Below are 15,940 nucleotides of genomic sequence, written 5' to 3' on the forward strand. Positions count from 1 at the left end.
TGTGTGAAACCTGTACTTTCTTCCCCGTGCGCGTACTCATCTGCCCCGACAAGTTCGCCGGAACGCTGAGCGCTTCCGAGGTTGCCGCCGCCCTGGCCGAGGGGTGGCGCGAGACGGCCCCGGACGACGAGTGCGTGCTGCGTCCCCTCTCGGACGGCGGCCCCGGGTTCGTGGAGGTCATCGGCGGTGCTCTGACCGGCCGGCGGCTGGCTGTCGACACGGTGGACCCCCTGGGGCGCCCGGTGCGCGGCGAGGTCCTGCTCAGCGGCACTACGGCGTACGTGGAAAGCGCTCAGGCCTGTGGTCTGCACCTGCTGACCCGGCAGGAACTCGACCCGGGGACCGCCACCTCCTACGGACTGGGCGTGCTGCTGACCGCGGCGGTGGAGGCGGGTGCGACCGAGGTGGTGGTCGGGCTGGGTGGGTCGGCGGTGAACGACGGCGGCGCGGGGATGCTGGCCGCGCTGGGTGCCGGTCCGGTCGACGAGAGCGGGTACGCCTTGCCCTATGGCGGGGCGGTCCTCGGCGCGGCAGCCGCCCTCGAAGGTGCGCCCCGGCTGCGTCAGGTTCGCCTGGTCGCCGCCACGGACGTGGACAACCCGCTGCTCGGCCTGCACGGCGCCAGCAACGTGTACGGCCCGCAGAAGGGCGCGACCAGGGAGGATGTCCTGCGCCTCGACGCCGCGCTGGAGCACTTCGCCGGCATCCTCGAGCGGGCGTTCGAACTCGAGGACCTGGCCGTCCGCCCGGGTGCCGGGGCCGCCGGGGGCGTCGGCGCGGCGCTGCTCGCCCTCGGCGCGCAGGTGGTGTCCGGTATCGACCTCGTCACCCGGATCATCGGTCTGGAAGACCAGCTCGACCGGGCCGACCTGGTGATCACCGGAGAGGGATCTTTCGACCACCAGTCGTTGCGCGGCAAGGTCGCTGCCGGGGTCGCGAACGGCGCCCGGGACCGTGGCCTGCCCTGCGTGGTCGTTGCGGGACGCAACGAGACCGGCTACCGCGAAGCCGCCAACGCGGGTGTCACGGAGACGTACGCACTGCTGGAGCACTTCGGCACCGAGGAGCGGGCACTGGCCGAGCCGGCCCGGGGTCTGCGCGAGATCGCCGCCCGGATGGCCGGACAATGGAGCAGGTGAGCGGCGGTGTCGGACATCTCGCCCGGCCCGAATTGGGAATAAGCCCCGGCGGAGCTAGCGTTAGCCGGTACGGCACATCACCGGACCGGCAGGGAGAACCGCTCGTGACCACTGAATCGCACACCGAGTCGACCGAGGTTAAGGCGGCGCCGACCGGCATCCTTCTGACCGATGTTGCGGCGACCAAGGTCAAGGCCCTGATCGAGCAGGAGGGCCGCGACGACCTGCGCCTGCGCATCGCCGTGCAGCCGGGTGGTTGCTCCGGCCTGAAGTACCAGCTGTTCTTTGACGAGCGCTCGCTCGACGGGGACATCGTCGCCGACTTCGACGGCGTCGAGGTGGTCGTCGACCGGATGAGCTCGCCGTACCTGGCCGGCGCGACGATCGACTTCGCGGACCGGATCGACGCCCAGGGCTTCACCATCGACAACCCCAACGCGCAGAACTCCTGCGCCTGCGGCGACTCGTTCCACTGAGCCGCCCCATACGCACGTAGACGGCCGTCCACCTCTGTCGGGGTGGGCGGCCGTCGTGCGCGACGCGAAGGTGTCAGGTGTGGATGAGGCCGGTAGGCTCCGGGGGTAATCGCACCCGACCCCCGAGGGCCGACATGAAGATCGCCGTCACCGGCTCGATCGCCACCGACCACCTGATGCACTTCCCCGGCAAGTTCGCCGAGCAGCTCATCGCCGATCAGCTGCACAAGGTCTCGCTGTCCTTCCTCGTTGACGACCTGGTGGTCCGGCGCGGCGGCGTGGCATCGAACATCGCGTACGGCATGGGCAAGCTCGGCCTGCGGCCGATGCTGGTGGGCGCTGTGGGCGCCGACTTCGCCGACTACCGCTCGTGGCTCGAGCGCCACGGCGTCGACTGCGACTCGGTCTATGTCAGCGAGGTGGCGCACACCGCCCGCTTCGTCTGCACCACCGACGACGACCTCAACCAGATCGCCTCGTTCTATGCGGGTGCGATGTCCGAGGCCCGCAACATCGAGTTGGAGCCGGTCGCGGCCCGCGCCAACGGTCTGGATCTGGTCCTGGTCGGCGCCAACGACCCGGCTGCCATGATCCGCCACTCGCAGGAGTGCCGGGCCCGCGGTTACGCGTTCGCCGCCGACCCGTCGCAGCAGCTCGCCCGGATGGAGGGCAGCGACGTGATGACGCTGATCTCCGGCGCCGAGTTCCTGATGACCAACGAATACGAGCGGTCGCTGCTGGAGACCAAGGCCGGCCTCAGCGCCGACGAGGTGCTCGAGCACGTCAAGATCCGGGTCACCACGCTGGGCAAGGACGGCGTGGAGATCACCGGGCGCGGGATCGAGACGATCCACGTGCCGGTCGCCCGCGACGTGGTGCCGGACGACCCGACCGGCGTCGGCGACGGCTTCCGGGCCGGGTTCTTCGCCGCGATCAGCTGGGGGATCGGCCTCGAACGGGCCGCCCAGGTGGGTTCGCTCGTCGCCGCCCTGGTCCTCGAAACGGTCGGCCCCCAGGAGTACGACGTCCGCCGCGACGACTTCCTCAAGCGCCTCGCCGACTCGTACGGCGACGAGGCTGCCGCCGAGATCCAGCCGCACCTCCCCGCGTAACCACATGGTCCTCGCCGTTTTCGCTGGCCTGCCGGGCGTGGGGAAGAGCACCCTCGCCCAGCAGGTGGGTGGCATGCTGCCCGCCGCGGTGCTCGCCGTGGACACCGTCGACGAGACGTTGCAGGCTTACGACGTCACCGAACCCCGGCCCGGCTACGCCGCGTACGGGGTGGTGGCGGCGCTTGCCGAGACGCAGCTCACCATGGGTCACAGTGTGATCATCGACGCGGTGAGCCCGGTAAAGGCGGCCCGCCAGCTCTGGATCGAGCTGGCGGAACGGCGGGGCGTCCCGTTGCGCGTGGTCGAGGTGGTGTGCGCCGACGAGGCCGAGCACCGCCGCCGGGTCGAAGCCCGGTATGCCGCCCGCGCCCACGACGGTGTTCCGGACTGGGTGCGGGTGCTGGAACGACAGGGCGAATACGAGCCGTACCTCGGCCCACGGTTGGTGGTCGACACGTCCCTGGCCGTGGACCCGGTCTCGGCAGTCGCCGACTACCTCGGCTGACAGTTCAGCTGACCCGCCGGACGTCGTAGGCGTCCGGCGCGGAGCTGCCCAGGTATTCCTGACCTTTCAGTCGGCACCAGGCCGGGATGTCGTTGGCCGCGGCCGGATCGTCGGCGAGCACCCGAATCACCTCGCCCACCGGCACGTCCGGCAGCTGGCGGGCCAGGTCGATGATCGGCAGCGGGCAGCGCCGGCCGCGCGAGTCCACCTCGATCACATTCCCGCCTCCTCGCGGATCCGCGCCACCACACCGGGCAGCACGGCCAGGAAACGGTCGACGTCCGCCCCGGTCGTGTCGCGGTGCAGCGACACCCGGATGTTGCCGTGGCTGAGCACGCCCATCGCTTCGAGGACGTGGCTGGGCCGCAGCGTCGACGCCGTGCATGAGGAACCCGACGACACCGCGAAGCCATGCCGGTCCAGTTCGTGCAGCAGCGCCTCGCCGTCGACGTAAAGGCACGAAAACGTCACGAGGTGCGGCAGCCGTTCGACCGGGTCGCCCACGATCTCGACGTCCGGCACGGTCGCCGCGATCCGGTCCCGGATCCGGTCCACCAGCGCGCTGAGGCGTACGCCTTCCTGCTGGGCTTCGCCCAGAACGGCCCGCAAGCTGGCTGCGGCCGCGACCACCGCAGGCAGGTCCAGCCCGCCCTGTGGGCGCGGCCTGTGAAGATCATCACCGGGGTACGGCGACAGCCAGCGCGTGCCCTTCCGTACCACCAGCACGCCCACTCCCGGCGGCCCACCCCACTTGCGAGCGCTGGCGGTCAGCAGCGACCAACCGGGCGGCACGGGCAGGCGCCCGATCGACTGGGCGGCGTCCACGTGCAGCGGCACCCCGGCCTCCGCGCAAATCTCCGCCGCAGCCGCGACCGGCTGGACCGTGCCGGCCTCATGACTCGCGCTGATCAAGCTCGCCAGTGCCACGCCGGGACCGGCGACGGCCGCACTCCAGGCGGTCAGATCGAGGTGGCCCCGCAGATCCACACCGACCGTCGTGGCGCTGCCGTGCCGGGCTGCCGCGTGCAGCACCGAAGAATGCTCGATCGCCGAGTGAACGAACATCTGCCCAGCTCGGGCGCGTCCCGACAGGCCACCCAGGACCGCGGCGTGCACCGCGGCGGTGCCCGAGGGGAGGAAGGTCAGCTCGTCGGGGCGTACGCCCAGCGACTCGGCGGTGGCGGCCGTCGCCGCGTCCCGGAGCTGTTGGGCCCGCCGGCCCGCGGCATAGAGGCGGTCCGGGTCGGCCCAGCCGTCCGCCAGTGCGGCCAGCAATGCCTGCCGGGCCACCGGATGCAGCGGTGCCGCACTGGCCGCGTCCAGGTAGGTGGGGCCACCGGCCTGTTCCGCCCTGTATTCCACTCCCGGAACGGTATCGTCCACAGGATCAGGGGTATCTCGCGCCCGGTCGAAGATCCGACCCCCGGTAGCCAAGCCGCGGGGCCAGGTCGAGTACTGTGCGACAGTCGGTGACACCTTGCCGCCGGTGTCCGGATTTCGCACACCGGGCGGTGCTCTAGGGAGGCAGGAGCAGGTGGTCTCAAGGAGTTCGGTCGCACGGCCGCGCGTCGTACGGCTCGCCGGGCTCGGTGTCAGTGGTGCCGTGCTGCTGGCACTGCTGTCCGGCTGTTCCCCCAATGACATCGGTGACAAGCTGGGCGGCTTCGGCTGGCCCCGGCACGGCATCACCGAGCAGGCCCACAAGATGTACGACCTGTGGATCGCGTCGACGATCGCGGCACTGGTCGTCGGATTCCTCGTGTGGGGTCTGATCTTCTGGTGCGTGATCCGCTATCGCAAGCGCGGCGACACGCTGCCCGTGCAGACGCGGTTCAACATGCCGATGGAGGTCCTCTACACGGTCACGCCGGTGCTGATCGTCGCGGTGCTCTTCTATTACACAGCGATCGTGCAGACCGATGTGGACAAGCTGTCGGCCAAGCCGGACCAGACCGTCGAGGTCGTCGCGTTCAAGTGGAACTGGCAGTTCAACTACCGCGACGGAGTCGGTGCTGAGGCCAACACCGTGGCGTCGAACCTCGGCTCCACGGATGTCATCCCGCTGCTCGTGCTTCCGACCGGAAAGAAGATCCGGTTCGAGGAGACCAGCCGCGACGTCATCCACTCGTTCTGGGTGCCGGAGATGCTGTTCAAGCGGGACGTGTTCCCGGGCAGCGTGCGCAACGTCTTCGAGGTCACCCTCGACCGGGAGGGCCGCTACGTCGGCCGCTGCGCCGAGCTCTGCGGCACGTACCACGCCTTCATGCAGTTCGAGCTGGTCGTGGTCTCGCCGGAGAAGTTCGACCAGTTCCTCGCGGCCAAGAAGAGCGGCGCGAGCACCCAGGACGCGATGGGCGCCATCGGCTTCACCGGTGCCGAGCGCTACGCCGTGAAGACGGCACCGTTCGACTCCCGCCGCCGGGGCTCGACCTGGAACAACTCCGTGGCTGCAGGGAAGTAGGGAACTTCAGGTGAAGACCGAATACAAGATCTTCGCGGGCGTCTCCGTCTTCCTGTTCGGCTGCGCGGCCGTGTACGGCATCTACACCCACAACACCACCCACACCGAGTGGGTCGGCACCGTGGCGCTGATCCTGTCGGCGCTGCTCTGCGCGATGTGCGGCGGCTTCTTCTGGTTCGTCGCGCGCCGCATCGACCTGCGGCCCGAAGACCGGGAAGACGGCGAGATCGCCGAGGGCGCCGGCGAGATCGGCTTCTTCAGCCCGGGCAGCTACTGGCCGTTCGGCCTCGCACTGGCCGCCTCGGTCGCCGCCATGGGCCTGGTCTTCTGGATGTGGTGGCTGATCGCGCTGGGCATGATCATGGTGATCTTCGCGTCGTGTGGACTGCTCTTCGAGTACTACTCGGGATCGCGCCACCCCGTGGAGCACTGAGCTTCACCTGCTTTCGTCGCAGGCCCGCACCCCACTCAGGGGTGCGGGCCTGCCGCGTTGGGGGGAACGGTCCACGTCAGGAACCGGTCGAAGAGTTCCGCCGCCGGCGTGGGCGGCAGGTCGCGGACGGCTTCCTCCAAGGCATCCCACATCAGCCCGGCCAGCGCGACGAGGTCCAGCACCGCGGACAGGGCTTCCCGGGCCGGGTCGCACGGCCATGGGCGGCCGCAGGCGAGACAGTCCCAGGACGGCTTGTGCGGGGTGTGCGCGGTCGCGTGGTGCGCTGTTGTGGTGTGCTCCATCGCGGTGTGCTTCGCCGCGATGTGCTTCGCCGCGGTCACCGCGGCTGGCTGCGCCATTGCTGGCCGCGGGTCATGAGCGGATGCTCGTTTCCATGTGCCGCCGGATGCTCCTGAGAGCCTGCTGACGGGTGCTCATTCGGCGGCGTCGGATGTTTCTCTCCCCGCGCGGCTGGGTCCTTCCCTGCGCGTGGGGCCGGGTGCTCTGCGTGTGGCGTCGGGTGTTCCGTGTGCGTGGCTGGGTGTTGCTCCGTGCGGGTGGCGGGGTAGCGGGCTGTTGGCATGTTCCAGGCGGGATACGGGTGGCGTAGAGACTGGGCGACGGGCGGGGATTCGAGGGTCACCGCGTCGGGGCAGGGGAACCAGCCACAGCCGCAGGCACAGCGTTTTCGCCAGGGCCTGAACCACCTTCGCACGGGCCGATGTTGTCGCACGTCCGTCTCCCTCCGTGGTTTCGGTCGTGCCGTCACTTTGCGCGCGCAATTTATGGCTGTCAATCACGCGGAAGCATGTTGGCACAATCAGAAGCACTCATGCAGGGGCTGTCCGCGCGCGCCGAATGAGGCACAATGTGCCGCGTGGACAGTCCGACATTCGTGCGGTTCCAGCTCGGCGCCCAGCTCCGCCGACTCCGCGACCAGGCCAAAGTCCCCACCGAGCGCGCCGCCGACGTCATCGAGGTCTCACCCAGCACGCTGCGCCGGATCGAGTCCGGCCGGGTCGGCGTCAAGGGTCCCGCCCTCACTGCCCTGCTCAACGAGTACGGCGTGGACGATCCCGAACTGCGCGAAACCCTGCTCACCATGGCCCGCGAAGGCAAGCAACGCGGCTGGTGGGCCAAATACAGCGACCTGCCCCAGGTCTACCGCCAATACATCGGCCTCGAATCCGCCGCCCAGGAGATGCAGAACTTCGAGACGATCGTCGTGCCTGGCCTGCTTCAGACGGCCGCTTACGCGCGGTCGATGACGGCCGAAGATGCCTTCAAGCCGTCGCCCGAGGCCATCGAACAGCGCGTCGCGGTGCGGCTGGAACGGCAGAAGTTGATCAGTGAGGGTCGGTTGCGGTTGGTCGCCGTGATGGACGAGGCAGTGCTGCACCGGCAGATCGGTGGACCGCAGGTCATGTTCGAGCAGCTCACGGCCATGATCTCGGTAGCGGCCCTGCGAAACGTCACGCTCCAGATCATCCCGTTCGCGGAAGGCGCCTACGCCTCGATGTTGTCGAGCTTCGCCATCCTCAATTTCCCGGACAACCCGGGTGTGGTCTATATGGAGGGACTGACCGGGGACCTCTACGCTGAGGGTGACGACGTGCGGCGCTGCGAGGTGGTCTTCAACGATCTGCGCTCATCGGCGTTGTCGCCCCACGCGTCAGTTGAGATGATCCAACGGATCCGTGACGCGGAGCACCAGCCCTAGGAGTCGACATGCTCAACGAGAACTGGCGGACCAGCAGCCGGAGCGGCAGCAACGGCCAGTGCGTCGAGGTTCGGCGTGCAGCAGACGTGGTTGAGGTGCGGGACAGCAAGGACCGCTCGGGGTCGGTTATCGCCTTCACGTGCAAGGCGTGGGACGCCATGCTGGGAGGCGTGAGGTCCGGAGAGTTCGACCGCTGAGAGACGTGCTGCAGGCCCGCACCGGTCGGTGCGGGCCTGCACGGTTGATGGGTTGCTCTTCGGCGGGGATGCCGGAGCGGGTTACGCGGCGGCTCGGCGTTGCAGCGGGGCGATCCGGTCGACGCCCGGTCGCAGCCACACCCGGACCTCCAGTGGAGCGAGGATCTCGGCGGAGTCGCAGCGTGTGCAGACCAGCTCTGGACAGTCCACGTCGTGGCCGTCCGCGCAGGGCGGCGTCTCGAACGGCATCTCCGCGTCGCAGATGATGCAGCGCAGCTCTCGTTCGTTCACGGGTGGCTCCTCTTCGTCGGAAGGTGGGATTACCCGAATGTCATTCGAACGTTGTCACGGATTTCCCGCCGAGCGCTGGACGCGACCCGGCGTGTTGTGACAAAAGCGGCGCTCCTCACATTTTGCCGGTACCGGTTTACCGATCTTCGAAGCTGTCCCGCAGTGTCCGGCTCGTGCTGCCCGGCTCCGTGGCTGCCCGACCCTGCCGCCAGCTCTGAAGCGTGCGTCCCGGGCGGTGGGCGCCACTCGTCCGACTCCGCCGGATCCGTCAACGCGCCCCCGTTCGCCGTCGCCGCCGAAGTGCCGATCACCTGGGAATGCAGGTTCGACGGCAGCGCCTGCCTCACATCTGATGACGGCTGAGCTGGCCCGCGATCTGACCCGCCGACTCGGCTCAGATCTGTTCGGCGGCCTTGGCGGCTTGGGCGGCGGCGACCCAACGGTCCAGCAGTGCAGTGGCGGCGCCGGAGTCGACTGTTTCGGCGGCGCGGGCGATCCCTGCGCGCATCGTGTCGGCGAAGGTGTCCGGGAAGCCGGACTGGGCGGCGAAGGCGGCGGCGGCGTTGAGGAGCACCGCGTCGCGGACCGGGCCGGGCTCGCCCGCGAAGGTGCGCCGCGCCGAGTCGGCGTTGAAGGCGGCGTCGCCGCCGCGCAGGTCGCCGGGGTTGCTGCGGGGCACGCCGAGGTCGACGGCGTCCACCACGGACTCGGTGACCGTGCCGTTCTTGACCAGCCAGACCCGGGTCGGCGCGGCCGTGGTGAACTCGTCCAGGCCGTCCTCGCCGCGCATCACCAGCGCCGAGTCGCCGCGGCGGGCGAAGACCTCGGCCATCACCGGGGCCATCCGCTGGTCGAAGCAGCCGACCGCCGCGTTGCGCGGGCGGGCCGGGTTGGTGAGCGGGCCCAGCACGTTGAAGAAGGTCGGGTGACCCAGCTCGCGGCGGGTGACCGCGGCGTGCCGCATGCCCGGGTGGTAGCGGGCGGCGAAGCAGAAGCCGATGCCCGCCTCGGCCACCGTGCGGCGTACGCCGGCCGGGCCCAGGTCCAGCGGAATGCCGAAGTGTTCGAGTAGGTCAGCGGTGCCACAGGCGGACGACGCGGCCCGGTTGCCGTGCTTGACGACGGTGACCCCGGCGGCGGCGGTGATGATGGCCGCCATCGTGGAGATGTTCACCGTGTGAGCCCGGTCGCCGCCGGTGCCGACCACGTCCACCGCGCCGGCGCGGACGTCGTCGCTCAGGTTCACCGTGGTGGCGTTGGCGAGCATGGCGTCGACCAGGCCGGACAGCTCCTGCGACGTCTCGCCTTTCGCGCGCAGCGCCACCGCGAACCCGGCCACCTGCACCGGTGAGGCGTTGCCCGCCATGATCTCGCCCATGGCCCAGGCGGTGTCCTGCGCCGAGAGTTCCTCGCCCCGCAACAGGACGCTCAGCAGGTGGGGCCAGGTAGGTGCGCCCATGAGGGGCCTCCGAAGGGCAGGGATCGGGCGGGGGAGTGCGGTGACACCCGGCCGGTCTACCAGGCCATGCCCGGAGGCCGTGCCAGGAAGCAGCGCCGGGGGCGTGGTCGCCGGTTGCCAGCCCGGTCGGGCGGGGCAGGCCGGCGTCAGCCAGGTTGATCGAACGGGACTCGAGCGGACCTGGCGGTGACGCCGGGTTGATCGAGCGGGACTGGCGGTGTCAGCCCAGGGTGCCGAGCGTGCCGAGCGGCACAGCGCCGTCACGGCGGGCGCGGAGCATGGCGGCGACGGTCTGGCCGGTGGTGACCGGGTCGAGCGGGTAGACCAGGGTCTGGTCGACCTGTGCGTACGCCGCGAGCCAGCGGTCCGCCGCGCGGGCGATGACCAGGCAGACGGGCGGGGGAGTGGCGTACTCGTCCTTGGTCTGCCGGGCGATGCCGATGCCGCCGGCCGGGCTGGCCTCGCCGTCCAGGACCATCAAGTCGATCTCGTAGTCGTCGAGCAGGCGCCGGCAGTCCTCCCAGGTGGCGGCGTCGGCAAACTCGACGTGCAGGTCGGCGGCGGGGCGCACGCCGATGGCGAGCCGAATCTTGTCGCGGACCTTGATGTCATCGCTGTACAGCAGGACCGTGTACGTGTCCGGCTTGGGCTTGCTGGCGTCGCTCATGATGTGCCCGGTTCCCCACGCTCGTAGGTGCTTCGTGATCGTACCGAACCGGTCAGTCGGCGTCGGGCTGTGGGCGTACGGTGGCGGTCGGGTTTGTGATCTTGGTCGCCGTGGCCTGATCTTCGGCCTCGGCGCGGTCGAGGGCGCGGTCGATGCGCTTGGCCTCGCGCTCGGACTGGCGGATCCACTGCAGGACCAGGATGCCGAGCATGGTGACGCTGACGATCTCGCCGCCGGCCCACAGGATGCCGCCCGCGGTGACCTGGTCGGCTTTCGGATCCATCCAGGTCAGGTGCAGGTTCGGATACCAGTCGCCGCCGAGCAGCGTGGTGCTCTGCATGATGGTCAGGCCGAGCACCGTGTGGAACGGCACCGACAGCACCATGAGCAGGGCGCGGGCCGGGTACGGCCACCGGTTGGGCAGCGGGTCCAGACCCAGCAGCGGCCAGAAGAAGAGGCAGCCGGTCACGATGAAGTGCACGTGGATGAACTCGTGCAGCCACGCGTGTTCGAGCGTCGCGCGGTAGAGGTCGGTGAAGTAGAGGACGAACGGGTTCGCGATGAAGATCCCGAACGCGACCAGCGGAAACGTCACGACCCGGACGACGCCGCTGTGCAGAACGGCGAGCAGGCGCTTGCGGTGCTGGACCGGCAGGGTGCGCAGGGCCAGCGTGACCGGCGCGCCGAGGGCCAGGAAGATCGGTCCCACCATGGACAGCACCATGTGTTGCACCATGTGCACGCTGATGAGCGTGGTGTCGTACGCCTCGATCCCGGTGACCGAGACCGCCGCGATGCTGCCGAGCCCGCCGGCCAGGAAGGCGGCCGTGCGTCCCGGCGCCCAGTGGTCGCCGCGCTGCTTGAGCCGGTACACGCCGTAGAGGTAGACGGCTGCGGCGACGAGCAGGAACAGCGCGATCAGGCTGGTCAGCCGGATCTCCGTGAAGATCTGCGCGGCGCTGAACGGCGGGGGGACAGTATCCCCCGCGGCGACGGCGGAGGAGGGCGTTTCGGCGAGCTGCACCGTTCGAGGCTAGGCCCAACCTGGTGGTCCAGGTGTCACCGGGCTGCGACACATGCCGGATTAGGCCCCCCGCGACATGTTGAGGTGATCGCGGGGCAATAATGAGCCCGTGACAGCGGCAGCCATCGACAAGAGCCGGATCCATTCGCTGACCCGACCCAACATGGTCAGCGTCGGGACCATCGTGTGGCTCTCCAGCGAACTCATGTTCTTCGCGGCATTGTTCGCGATGTACTTCTCGATCCGCGCGGCAGCGCCGGAGCAGTGGGAGAAGCACACCGAGGCCCTGAACATCCCGTACGCGACGACGTTCACGGTGATCCTGGTGCTCTCCTCGGTCACCTGCCAGCTCGGCGTGTTCGCGGCGGAGAAGGGTGACGTGCACGCGCTGCGACGCTGGTTCACCATCACCTTCGTCATGGGCCTGATCTTCGTGCTGGGCCAGGCGAACGAGTACATCCACCTGGTCCACGACGGCGTCAAGATCAACGGTGACGGCTACGGGTCGATGTTCTACCTGACCACCGGCTTCCACGGCCTGCACGTCTCGGGTGGTCTGGTCGCCTTCATCGTCTACATGATCCGTACGACCATGGGCCGGTTCACGCCGGCGCAGGCGACGTCGGCCATCGTCGTGTCCTACTACTGGCACTTCGTCGACATCGTGTGGATCGCGCTGTTCGCCATGATCTATTGGCTTCAGTAACCCGCCGCCGTCCGTGAGTTTCAAGGTCAAGACCCAGAGGGACACAGCCCATGACTTCTGACACCCCCGCCGCACGGCGTTTCCGGGTGTTCAACCGGCGGCGGTCCGCGCCGAGCCGGGCGCGCCGGCGCCTCGGCGCCGCGGTCCGCATGGTCGCCGCCCTGGCTCTCGCCGGAGGCGTCTACACCGCCTTCACGCCGGGAGCGTTCGCCGAGGACACCCGGCAGCTCTCCACCGCCGCCCAGGAGGGCAAGGCGCTCTACGACAACAGCTGCATCAGCTGCCACGGCCGCAACGCCGAGGGTGTCGCAGACCGCGGACCGAGCCTGGTCGGCGTCGGCTCCGCCTCGGTGGAATTCCAGGTCGGCACCGGCCGCATGCCGATGACCCGGCAGGAGGCCCAGGCCGAGCAGAAGCCGCCGCACTTCGACGAGGCACAGACCAAGCAGCTCGGCCAGTACATCCAGGAACTCGGCGGAGGCCCGCAGATCCCGGCCGGCGAGCTGATCGAGGACCTGAAGTCAAACCCCGAGGCGCTGGCTAAGGGCGGCGAGCTGTTCCGGATCAACTGCACCTCGTGCCACAGCTTCGGCGGTGCCGGCGGTGCCCTCTCCTCCGGGAAGTTCGCGCCGAGCCTGAACGACGCGACCGCCGAGGAGATCTACGCGGCGATGCTCACCGGACCGCAGAACATGCCGGTCTTCGGCGACAACGAGATCACGCCCGAACAGAAGCGTGAGCTCATCACGTACGTGACGCAGCAGTTGCAGGGCGACAAGGACCCGGGCGGTCTGTTCAACCTCGGCCGTTACGGGCCGGTCACCGAGGGGCTGGCCATCTTCCTGGTCGGCATCACCATCCTGGTGTTCACGTCGCTCTGGATTGCGGGGAAGTCATGACGGCCACCAAGCACGGAGCTGCCGGCTCCGGCACCGAGCCGGTCGACGTCAACGACCCCCGGCTCTCTCGATTCGAGATCGTGCGGGAAGGCGCCCGGCGTGACGACATCGAGATCGTCACGTACGAGTCGCACTTCCAGGGCACGAACTCCAAGGCGGAGAAGCGGGTCGTCCGCAACATCGCCCTGCTGTTCCTGATCTCCGGGCTCGGCGCGTCCGCGTTCGTCGTCTTCTACATCGTGTGGCCGTGGGAGTTCGAGCTCGGGAACGCTCAGAGCGACTACTTCACGCCGATCCTCGGCATCAGCCTCGGCATCTCGCTGCTCGCCCTCGGCTTCGCGATCCTGGCCTGGGCCAAGAAGCTGCTGCCGCACGAGGTCTCGATCCAGGACCGGCACAACAGCCCGTCCAGCGACGAGGACCGCCTGATCACCGGGCAGACCCTCGCGTACGTGGCGGACGAGCTGGGTGTGCAGCGCCGGCCGCTGCTCAAGGGCGCAATCGCGCTGGGCATGGCCCCGCTCGGTGTCGCCGCCGCGGCGCCGCTGATCGGCGGGCTGATCGAGAACCCGCACAAGGCCGACCAGCCGATGATGTACCACACCGGCTTCGACCCGGTTGCCAACCAGGGCAAACTGGTCCGGCTGACCCGCGAGGACGGCACCCCGATCCGGCCCGAGGACGTCAGCGTCGGCGGTCAGATCACCGTCTTCCCGGGCATCCCGCACGGTGCGACCAACCACTACGCCGACTCGCCCACGCTGCTCATTCACCTGCGGGACGAGGACGCCACCAAAACCCGCGAGGCCTTCGACGCCGACAAGGTCAACAAGGGCATGATGTCGGGCAACTACGTCGCGTACTCGAAGATCTGTACGCACGCCGGCTGCCCCGCCAGCCTGTACGAGCAGCAGACCAACCGGCTGCTCTGCCCGTGCCACCAGTCCCAGTTCCTCATCACCGACAACGCCCGTCCGATCTTCGGCCCGGCCAGTCGCCGCCTGCCCGCACTGCCCTTGGATGTGGACGCCGAGGGGTTCTTCGTGGCAGCCTCTGACTACCGGGAAGCAATCGGACCCGACTTCTGGGAGCGGCCGTGAAGCGCCGTAAGCTGGACCTCGCGCAGGTCCCCGCTGCCGTCGGCAAGGGAGTTGACGACCGTTTCCAGGCCGCGACCCCGTTGCGGGCCCTGCTGAACAAGGTTTTCCCCGACCACTGGTCCTTCCTGCTGGGCGAGATCGCACTGTTCTCGTTCATCGTGCTGCTGCTCAGTGGCGTGTTCCTGACCCTGTTCTTCGACCCGTCGATGACCGAGGTCGCCTACAACGGCTCGTATACCGCGCTGCGCGGCATCGAGATGTCCAAGGCGTACGAGTCGTCGCTGCACCTGTCGTTCGAGGTGCGCGGTGGTCTGTTCATGCGGCAGATGCACCACTGGGCCGCGCTGCTGTTCATGGCGTCGATCGTCGTGCACATGGCGCGCGTCTTCTTCACCGGTGCGTACCGCAAGCCCCGCGAGGCGAACTGGGCGATCGGCGTCGCGCTGTTCCTGCTCGGCTTCCTCGCCGGCTTCACCGGCTACTCGCTCCCCGACGACGGCCTCTCCGGCACCGGCCTGCGCATCGCCTCGGCGATCATGCTGTCCATCCCGGTCGTCGGCACCTGGCTCTCGGCGTCGATCTTCGGCGGCGAGTTCCCCGGCACGCTGATCATCGGCCGGTTCTACATCGCGCACGTGCTGCTCATCCCGGGCGGCCTGCTCGCCCTGATCAGCATCCACCTGGGCCTGGTCTTCAAGCAGAAGCACACCCAGTGGCCCGGCCCGATGCGGACCAACGACAACGTCGTGGGCGAGCGGATGTTCCCCCGGTACGCCCTCAAGCAGGGCGGCTTCTTCATGGCCGTCTTCGGCACGATCGCCCTGATGGCCGGCGTGTTCCAGATCAACCCGATCTGGCTGTTCGGGCCGTACCGCGCCTCCGAGGTGTCCTCCGGCAGCCAGCCCGACTGGTACGTCATGTTCATGGACGGCCTGGTCCGCCTCATGCCGGCCTGGCAGATCGACATCCCGATCGGCGACGGGTACGTCATCCCGCCGTTGTTCTGGCCCGCGGTCGTCGGCCTCGGCGCGCTGACCACGGTCCCGATGTTCTACCCGTTCATGGAAGCGAAGCGGCTGAAGGACACCGCGTCGCACCACATCCTGCAGCGGCCCCGCGACGCACCCGAGCGCACCGGCCTCGGCGCCATGGCGTTCACGTTCTTCATCGTGGCGACCCTGTCCGGCGGTAACGACGTCATCGCCGACAAGTTCCACATCAGCCTGAACGCGATGACCTGGGCTGGCCGCATCGGCCTGGTGATCCTGCCGCCGCTGGCCTACTACGTGGCCGTACGCATCTGCCTCGGCCTGCAGCAGCACGACCGCGAAGTGCTGGCCCACGGCGTGGAGACCGGCATCATCAAGCGCCTGCCGGACGGCCGGTTCATGGAGGTTCACCAGCCACTCGGCCCGGTGGACGACCACGGCCACCCGGTGCCGCTCGAGTACGCCGGCTGGGTCGTACCGAAGAAGATGAACCGGCTCGGTGCCCTGGCGCCAGCGATCAAGGGCTTCTTCTTCCCGGTCGAAAAGCCGGCCGAGGCCCCGGTCTCGCCGGCCGTCCCGCCGGTGACCGGCAAGGACAAGCGCGAGGAAATCACCTCCGGACGCTGAGCAAGCACGGAAAAGGGGCCCGCTTCGGCGGGTCCCTTTTCGTGCATGCCACCTTCGGGTCGCAGCTCTCGGCCTGAACCGGCCAAAGCCCTAGGCTCGCCACCATGAGCGGCTCCGCATCGGCGCTCGAGATCG

General features: G+C 69.0%; 19 protein-coding genes. 12 read left to right on the top strand and 7 right to left on the bottom strand.

Features of this window, described 5'->3' with window-relative positions:
- Positions 1–26 precede the first annotated feature (26 nt).
- The 4 genes from ACIA1L_RS05385 to ACIA1L_RS05400 all read left to right on the top strand — a co-directional run bounded on the left by ACIA1L_RS05385 (position 27) and on the right by ACIA1L_RS05400 (position 3,232).
- Entirely contained in the window at positions 27–1,139 is a 1,113-nt protein-coding gene (locus tag ACIA1L_RS05385) for a glycerate kinase (protein ID WP_396071279.1), read from the top strand.
- A gap of 104 nt (positions 1,140–1,243) precedes the next feature.
- A complete protein-coding gene (gene erpA, locus ACIA1L_RS05390; RefSeq protein WP_396071280.1) occupies positions 1,244–1,615 on the top strand; it encodes an iron-sulfur cluster insertion protein ErpA in 372 nt (123 codons plus the stop codon).
- Between the two features lie 134 nt (positions 1,616–1,749).
- Entirely contained in the window at positions 1,750–2,727 is a 978-nt protein-coding gene (locus tag ACIA1L_RS05395; protein WP_396071281.1) for a carbohydrate kinase family protein, read from the top strand.
- Positions 2,728–2,731: 4 nt separating this feature from the next.
- Positions 2,732–3,232 carry an AAA family ATPase gene (locus ACIA1L_RS05400; RefSeq protein WP_396071282.1) on the top strand — a complete coding sequence of 167 codons (501 nt, stop codon included), beginning with the start codon at positions 2,732–2,734 and terminating at the stop codon, positions 3,230–3,232.
- A 4-nt stretch (positions 3,233–3,236) separates the two neighbouring features.
- Here ACIA1L_RS05400 and ACIA1L_RS05405 read toward each other — a convergent pair whose 3' ends face one another.
- Positions 3,237–3,449: a sulfurtransferase TusA family protein gene (locus ACIA1L_RS05405; RefSeq protein ID WP_396071283.1), complete on the bottom strand. Its 213-nt coding sequence runs from the start codon at positions 3,447–3,449 to the stop codon at positions 3,237–3,239.
- Positions 3,446–4,594, bottom strand: coding sequence for a cysteine desulfurase family protein (locus tag ACIA1L_RS05410; protein WP_396071284.1), 1,149 nt, complete (start codon positions 4,592–4,594; stop codon positions 3,446–3,448). Before ACIA1L_RS05410 ends, ACIA1L_RS05405 begins: the two co-directional genes overlap by 4 nt.
- A 172-nt stretch (positions 4,595–4,766) precedes the next feature.
- On the opposite strand from ACIA1L_RS05410, the gene coxB reads away from it, so the two are divergent.
- On the top strand, positions 4,767–5,693 hold the full coding sequence (coxB, locus tag ACIA1L_RS05415) for a cytochrome c oxidase subunit II (protein ID WP_396071285.1): 927 nt from the start codon (positions 4,767–4,769) through the stop codon (positions 5,691–5,693).
- 10 nt (positions 5,694–5,703) lie between these two features.
- Positions 5,704–6,126 carry a cytochrome c oxidase subunit 4 gene (locus tag ACIA1L_RS05420; RefSeq protein WP_396071286.1) on the top strand — a complete coding sequence of 141 codons (423 nt, stop codon included), beginning with the start codon at positions 5,704–5,706 and terminating at the stop codon, positions 6,124–6,126.
- Between the two features lie 35 nt (positions 6,127–6,161).
- Here the strand turns inward: ACIA1L_RS05420 and ACIA1L_RS05425 are convergent, their stop codons facing one another.
- Positions 6,162–6,467, bottom strand: coding sequence for a hypothetical protein (locus ACIA1L_RS05425; RefSeq protein ID WP_396071287.1), 306 nt, complete (start codon positions 6,465–6,467; stop codon positions 6,162–6,164).
- 536 nt (positions 6,468–7,003) lie between these two features.
- Between ACIA1L_RS05425 and ACIA1L_RS05430 the strand changes: the two genes are divergently transcribed.
- Both ACIA1L_RS05430 and ACIA1L_RS05435 read left to right on the top strand, forming a co-directional pair.
- A complete protein-coding gene (locus ACIA1L_RS05430) occupies positions 7,004–7,846 on the top strand; it encodes a helix-turn-helix domain-containing protein (protein WP_396071288.1) in 843 nt (280 codons plus the stop codon).
- An 8-nt stretch (positions 7,847–7,854) separates the two neighbouring features.
- Complete coding sequence (locus tag ACIA1L_RS05435; protein ID WP_396071289.1) at positions 7,855–8,043, top strand: DUF397 domain-containing protein; 189 nt, start codon at positions 7,855–7,857, stop codon at positions 8,041–8,043.
- A gap of 81 nt (positions 8,044–8,124) precedes the next feature.
- On the opposite strand, the gene ACIA1L_RS05440 is transcribed toward ACIA1L_RS05435, so the two are convergent.
- The 4 genes from ACIA1L_RS05440 to ACIA1L_RS05455 form a co-directional block, all read right to left on the bottom strand.
- Positions 8,125–8,334, bottom strand: a complete 210-nt coding sequence (locus tag ACIA1L_RS05440; RefSeq protein WP_396071290.1) for a hypothetical protein — start codon at positions 8,332–8,334, stop codon at positions 8,125–8,127.
- 394 nt (positions 8,335–8,728) lie between these two features.
- The gene (trpD, locus tag ACIA1L_RS05445; RefSeq protein ID WP_396071291.1) at positions 8,729–9,793 is read right to left on the bottom strand and encodes an anthranilate phosphoribosyltransferase; all 1,065 of its coding nucleotides are present in this window, start codon (positions 9,791–9,793) and stop codon (positions 8,729–8,731) included.
- Positions 9,794–10,013: 220 nt separating this feature from the next.
- The gene (locus tag ACIA1L_RS05450) at positions 10,014–10,460 is read right to left on the bottom strand and encodes a hypothetical protein (RefSeq protein ID WP_396071292.1); all 447 of its coding nucleotides are present in this window, start codon (positions 10,458–10,460) and stop codon (positions 10,014–10,016) included.
- A gap of 52 nt (positions 10,461–10,512) precedes the next feature.
- Complete coding sequence (locus ACIA1L_RS05455) at positions 10,513–11,484, bottom strand: cytochrome c oxidase assembly protein (RefSeq protein ID WP_396071293.1); 972 nt, start codon at positions 11,482–11,484, stop codon at positions 10,513–10,515.
- 109 nt (positions 11,485–11,593) lie between these two features.
- Here ACIA1L_RS05455 and ACIA1L_RS05460 point away from each other — a divergent pair, with 109 nt between their 5' ends.
- The 4 genes from ACIA1L_RS05460 to ACIA1L_RS05475 are packed head-to-tail and all read left to right on the top strand — an operon-like array spanning position 11,594 to position 15,805.
- Positions 11,594–12,190 (top strand): heme-copper oxidase subunit III, encoded by a 597-nt coding sequence (locus ACIA1L_RS05460; RefSeq protein WP_396071294.1) that lies wholly within the window; start codon positions 11,594–11,596, stop codon positions 12,188–12,190.
- Between the two features lie 50 nt (positions 12,191–12,240).
- Positions 12,241–13,089, top strand: a complete 849-nt coding sequence (locus ACIA1L_RS05465; protein WP_396071295.1) for a c-type cytochrome — start codon at positions 12,241–12,243, stop codon at positions 13,087–13,089.
- Positions 13,086–14,189 carry a ubiquinol-cytochrome c reductase iron-sulfur subunit gene (locus ACIA1L_RS05470; protein ID WP_396071296.1) on the top strand — a complete coding sequence of 368 codons (1,104 nt, stop codon included), beginning with the start codon at positions 13,086–13,088 and terminating at the stop codon, positions 14,187–14,189. Before ACIA1L_RS05465 ends, ACIA1L_RS05470 begins: the two co-directional genes overlap by 4 nt.
- Positions 14,186–15,805 carry a cytochrome bc complex cytochrome b subunit gene (locus ACIA1L_RS05475; protein ID WP_396071297.1) on the top strand — a complete coding sequence of 540 codons (1,620 nt, stop codon included), beginning with the start codon at positions 14,186–14,188 and terminating at the stop codon, positions 15,803–15,805. Before ACIA1L_RS05470 ends, ACIA1L_RS05475 begins: the two co-directional genes overlap by 4 nt.
- Positions 15,806–15,940 lie beyond the last annotated feature (135 nt).

Origin of the sequence: Actinoplanes sp. NPDC051859 (assembly GCF_044452725.1) — a bacterium.
Lineage (GTDB): Bacteria > Actinomycetota > Actinomycetes > Mycobacteriales > Micromonosporaceae > Actinoplanes.

Excerpts from the sequence above, each read along its gene's own strand:
- ACIA1L_RS05450 (WP_396071292.1), bottom strand. The coding sequence starts at position 10,460 with ATGAGCGACGCCAGCAAGCCCAAGCCGGACACGTACACGGTCCTGCTG.
- ACIA1L_RS05395 (WP_396071281.1), top strand. The coding sequence starts at position 1,750 with ATGAAGATCGCCGTCACCGGCTCGATCGCCACCGACCACCTGATGCAC.
- ACIA1L_RS05470 (WP_396071296.1), top strand. The coding sequence starts at position 13,086 with ATGACGGCCACCAAGCACGGAGCTGCCGGCTCCGGCACCGAGCCGGTC.
- ACIA1L_RS05400 (WP_396071282.1), top strand. The coding sequence starts at position 2,732 with ATGGTCCTCGCCGTTTTCGCTGGCCTGCCGGGCGTGGGGAAGAGCACC.
- trpD (WP_396071291.1), bottom strand. The coding sequence starts at position 9,793 with ATGGGCGCACCTACCTGGCCCCACCTGCTGAGCGTCCTGTTGCGGGGC.
- ACIA1L_RS05435 (WP_396071289.1), top strand. The coding sequence starts at position 7,855 with ATGCTCAACGAGAACTGGCGGACCAGCAGCCGGAGCGGCAGCAACGGC.
- ACIA1L_RS05465 (WP_396071295.1), top strand. The coding sequence starts at position 12,241 with ATGACTTCTGACACCCCCGCCGCACGGCGTTTCCGGGTGTTCAACCGG.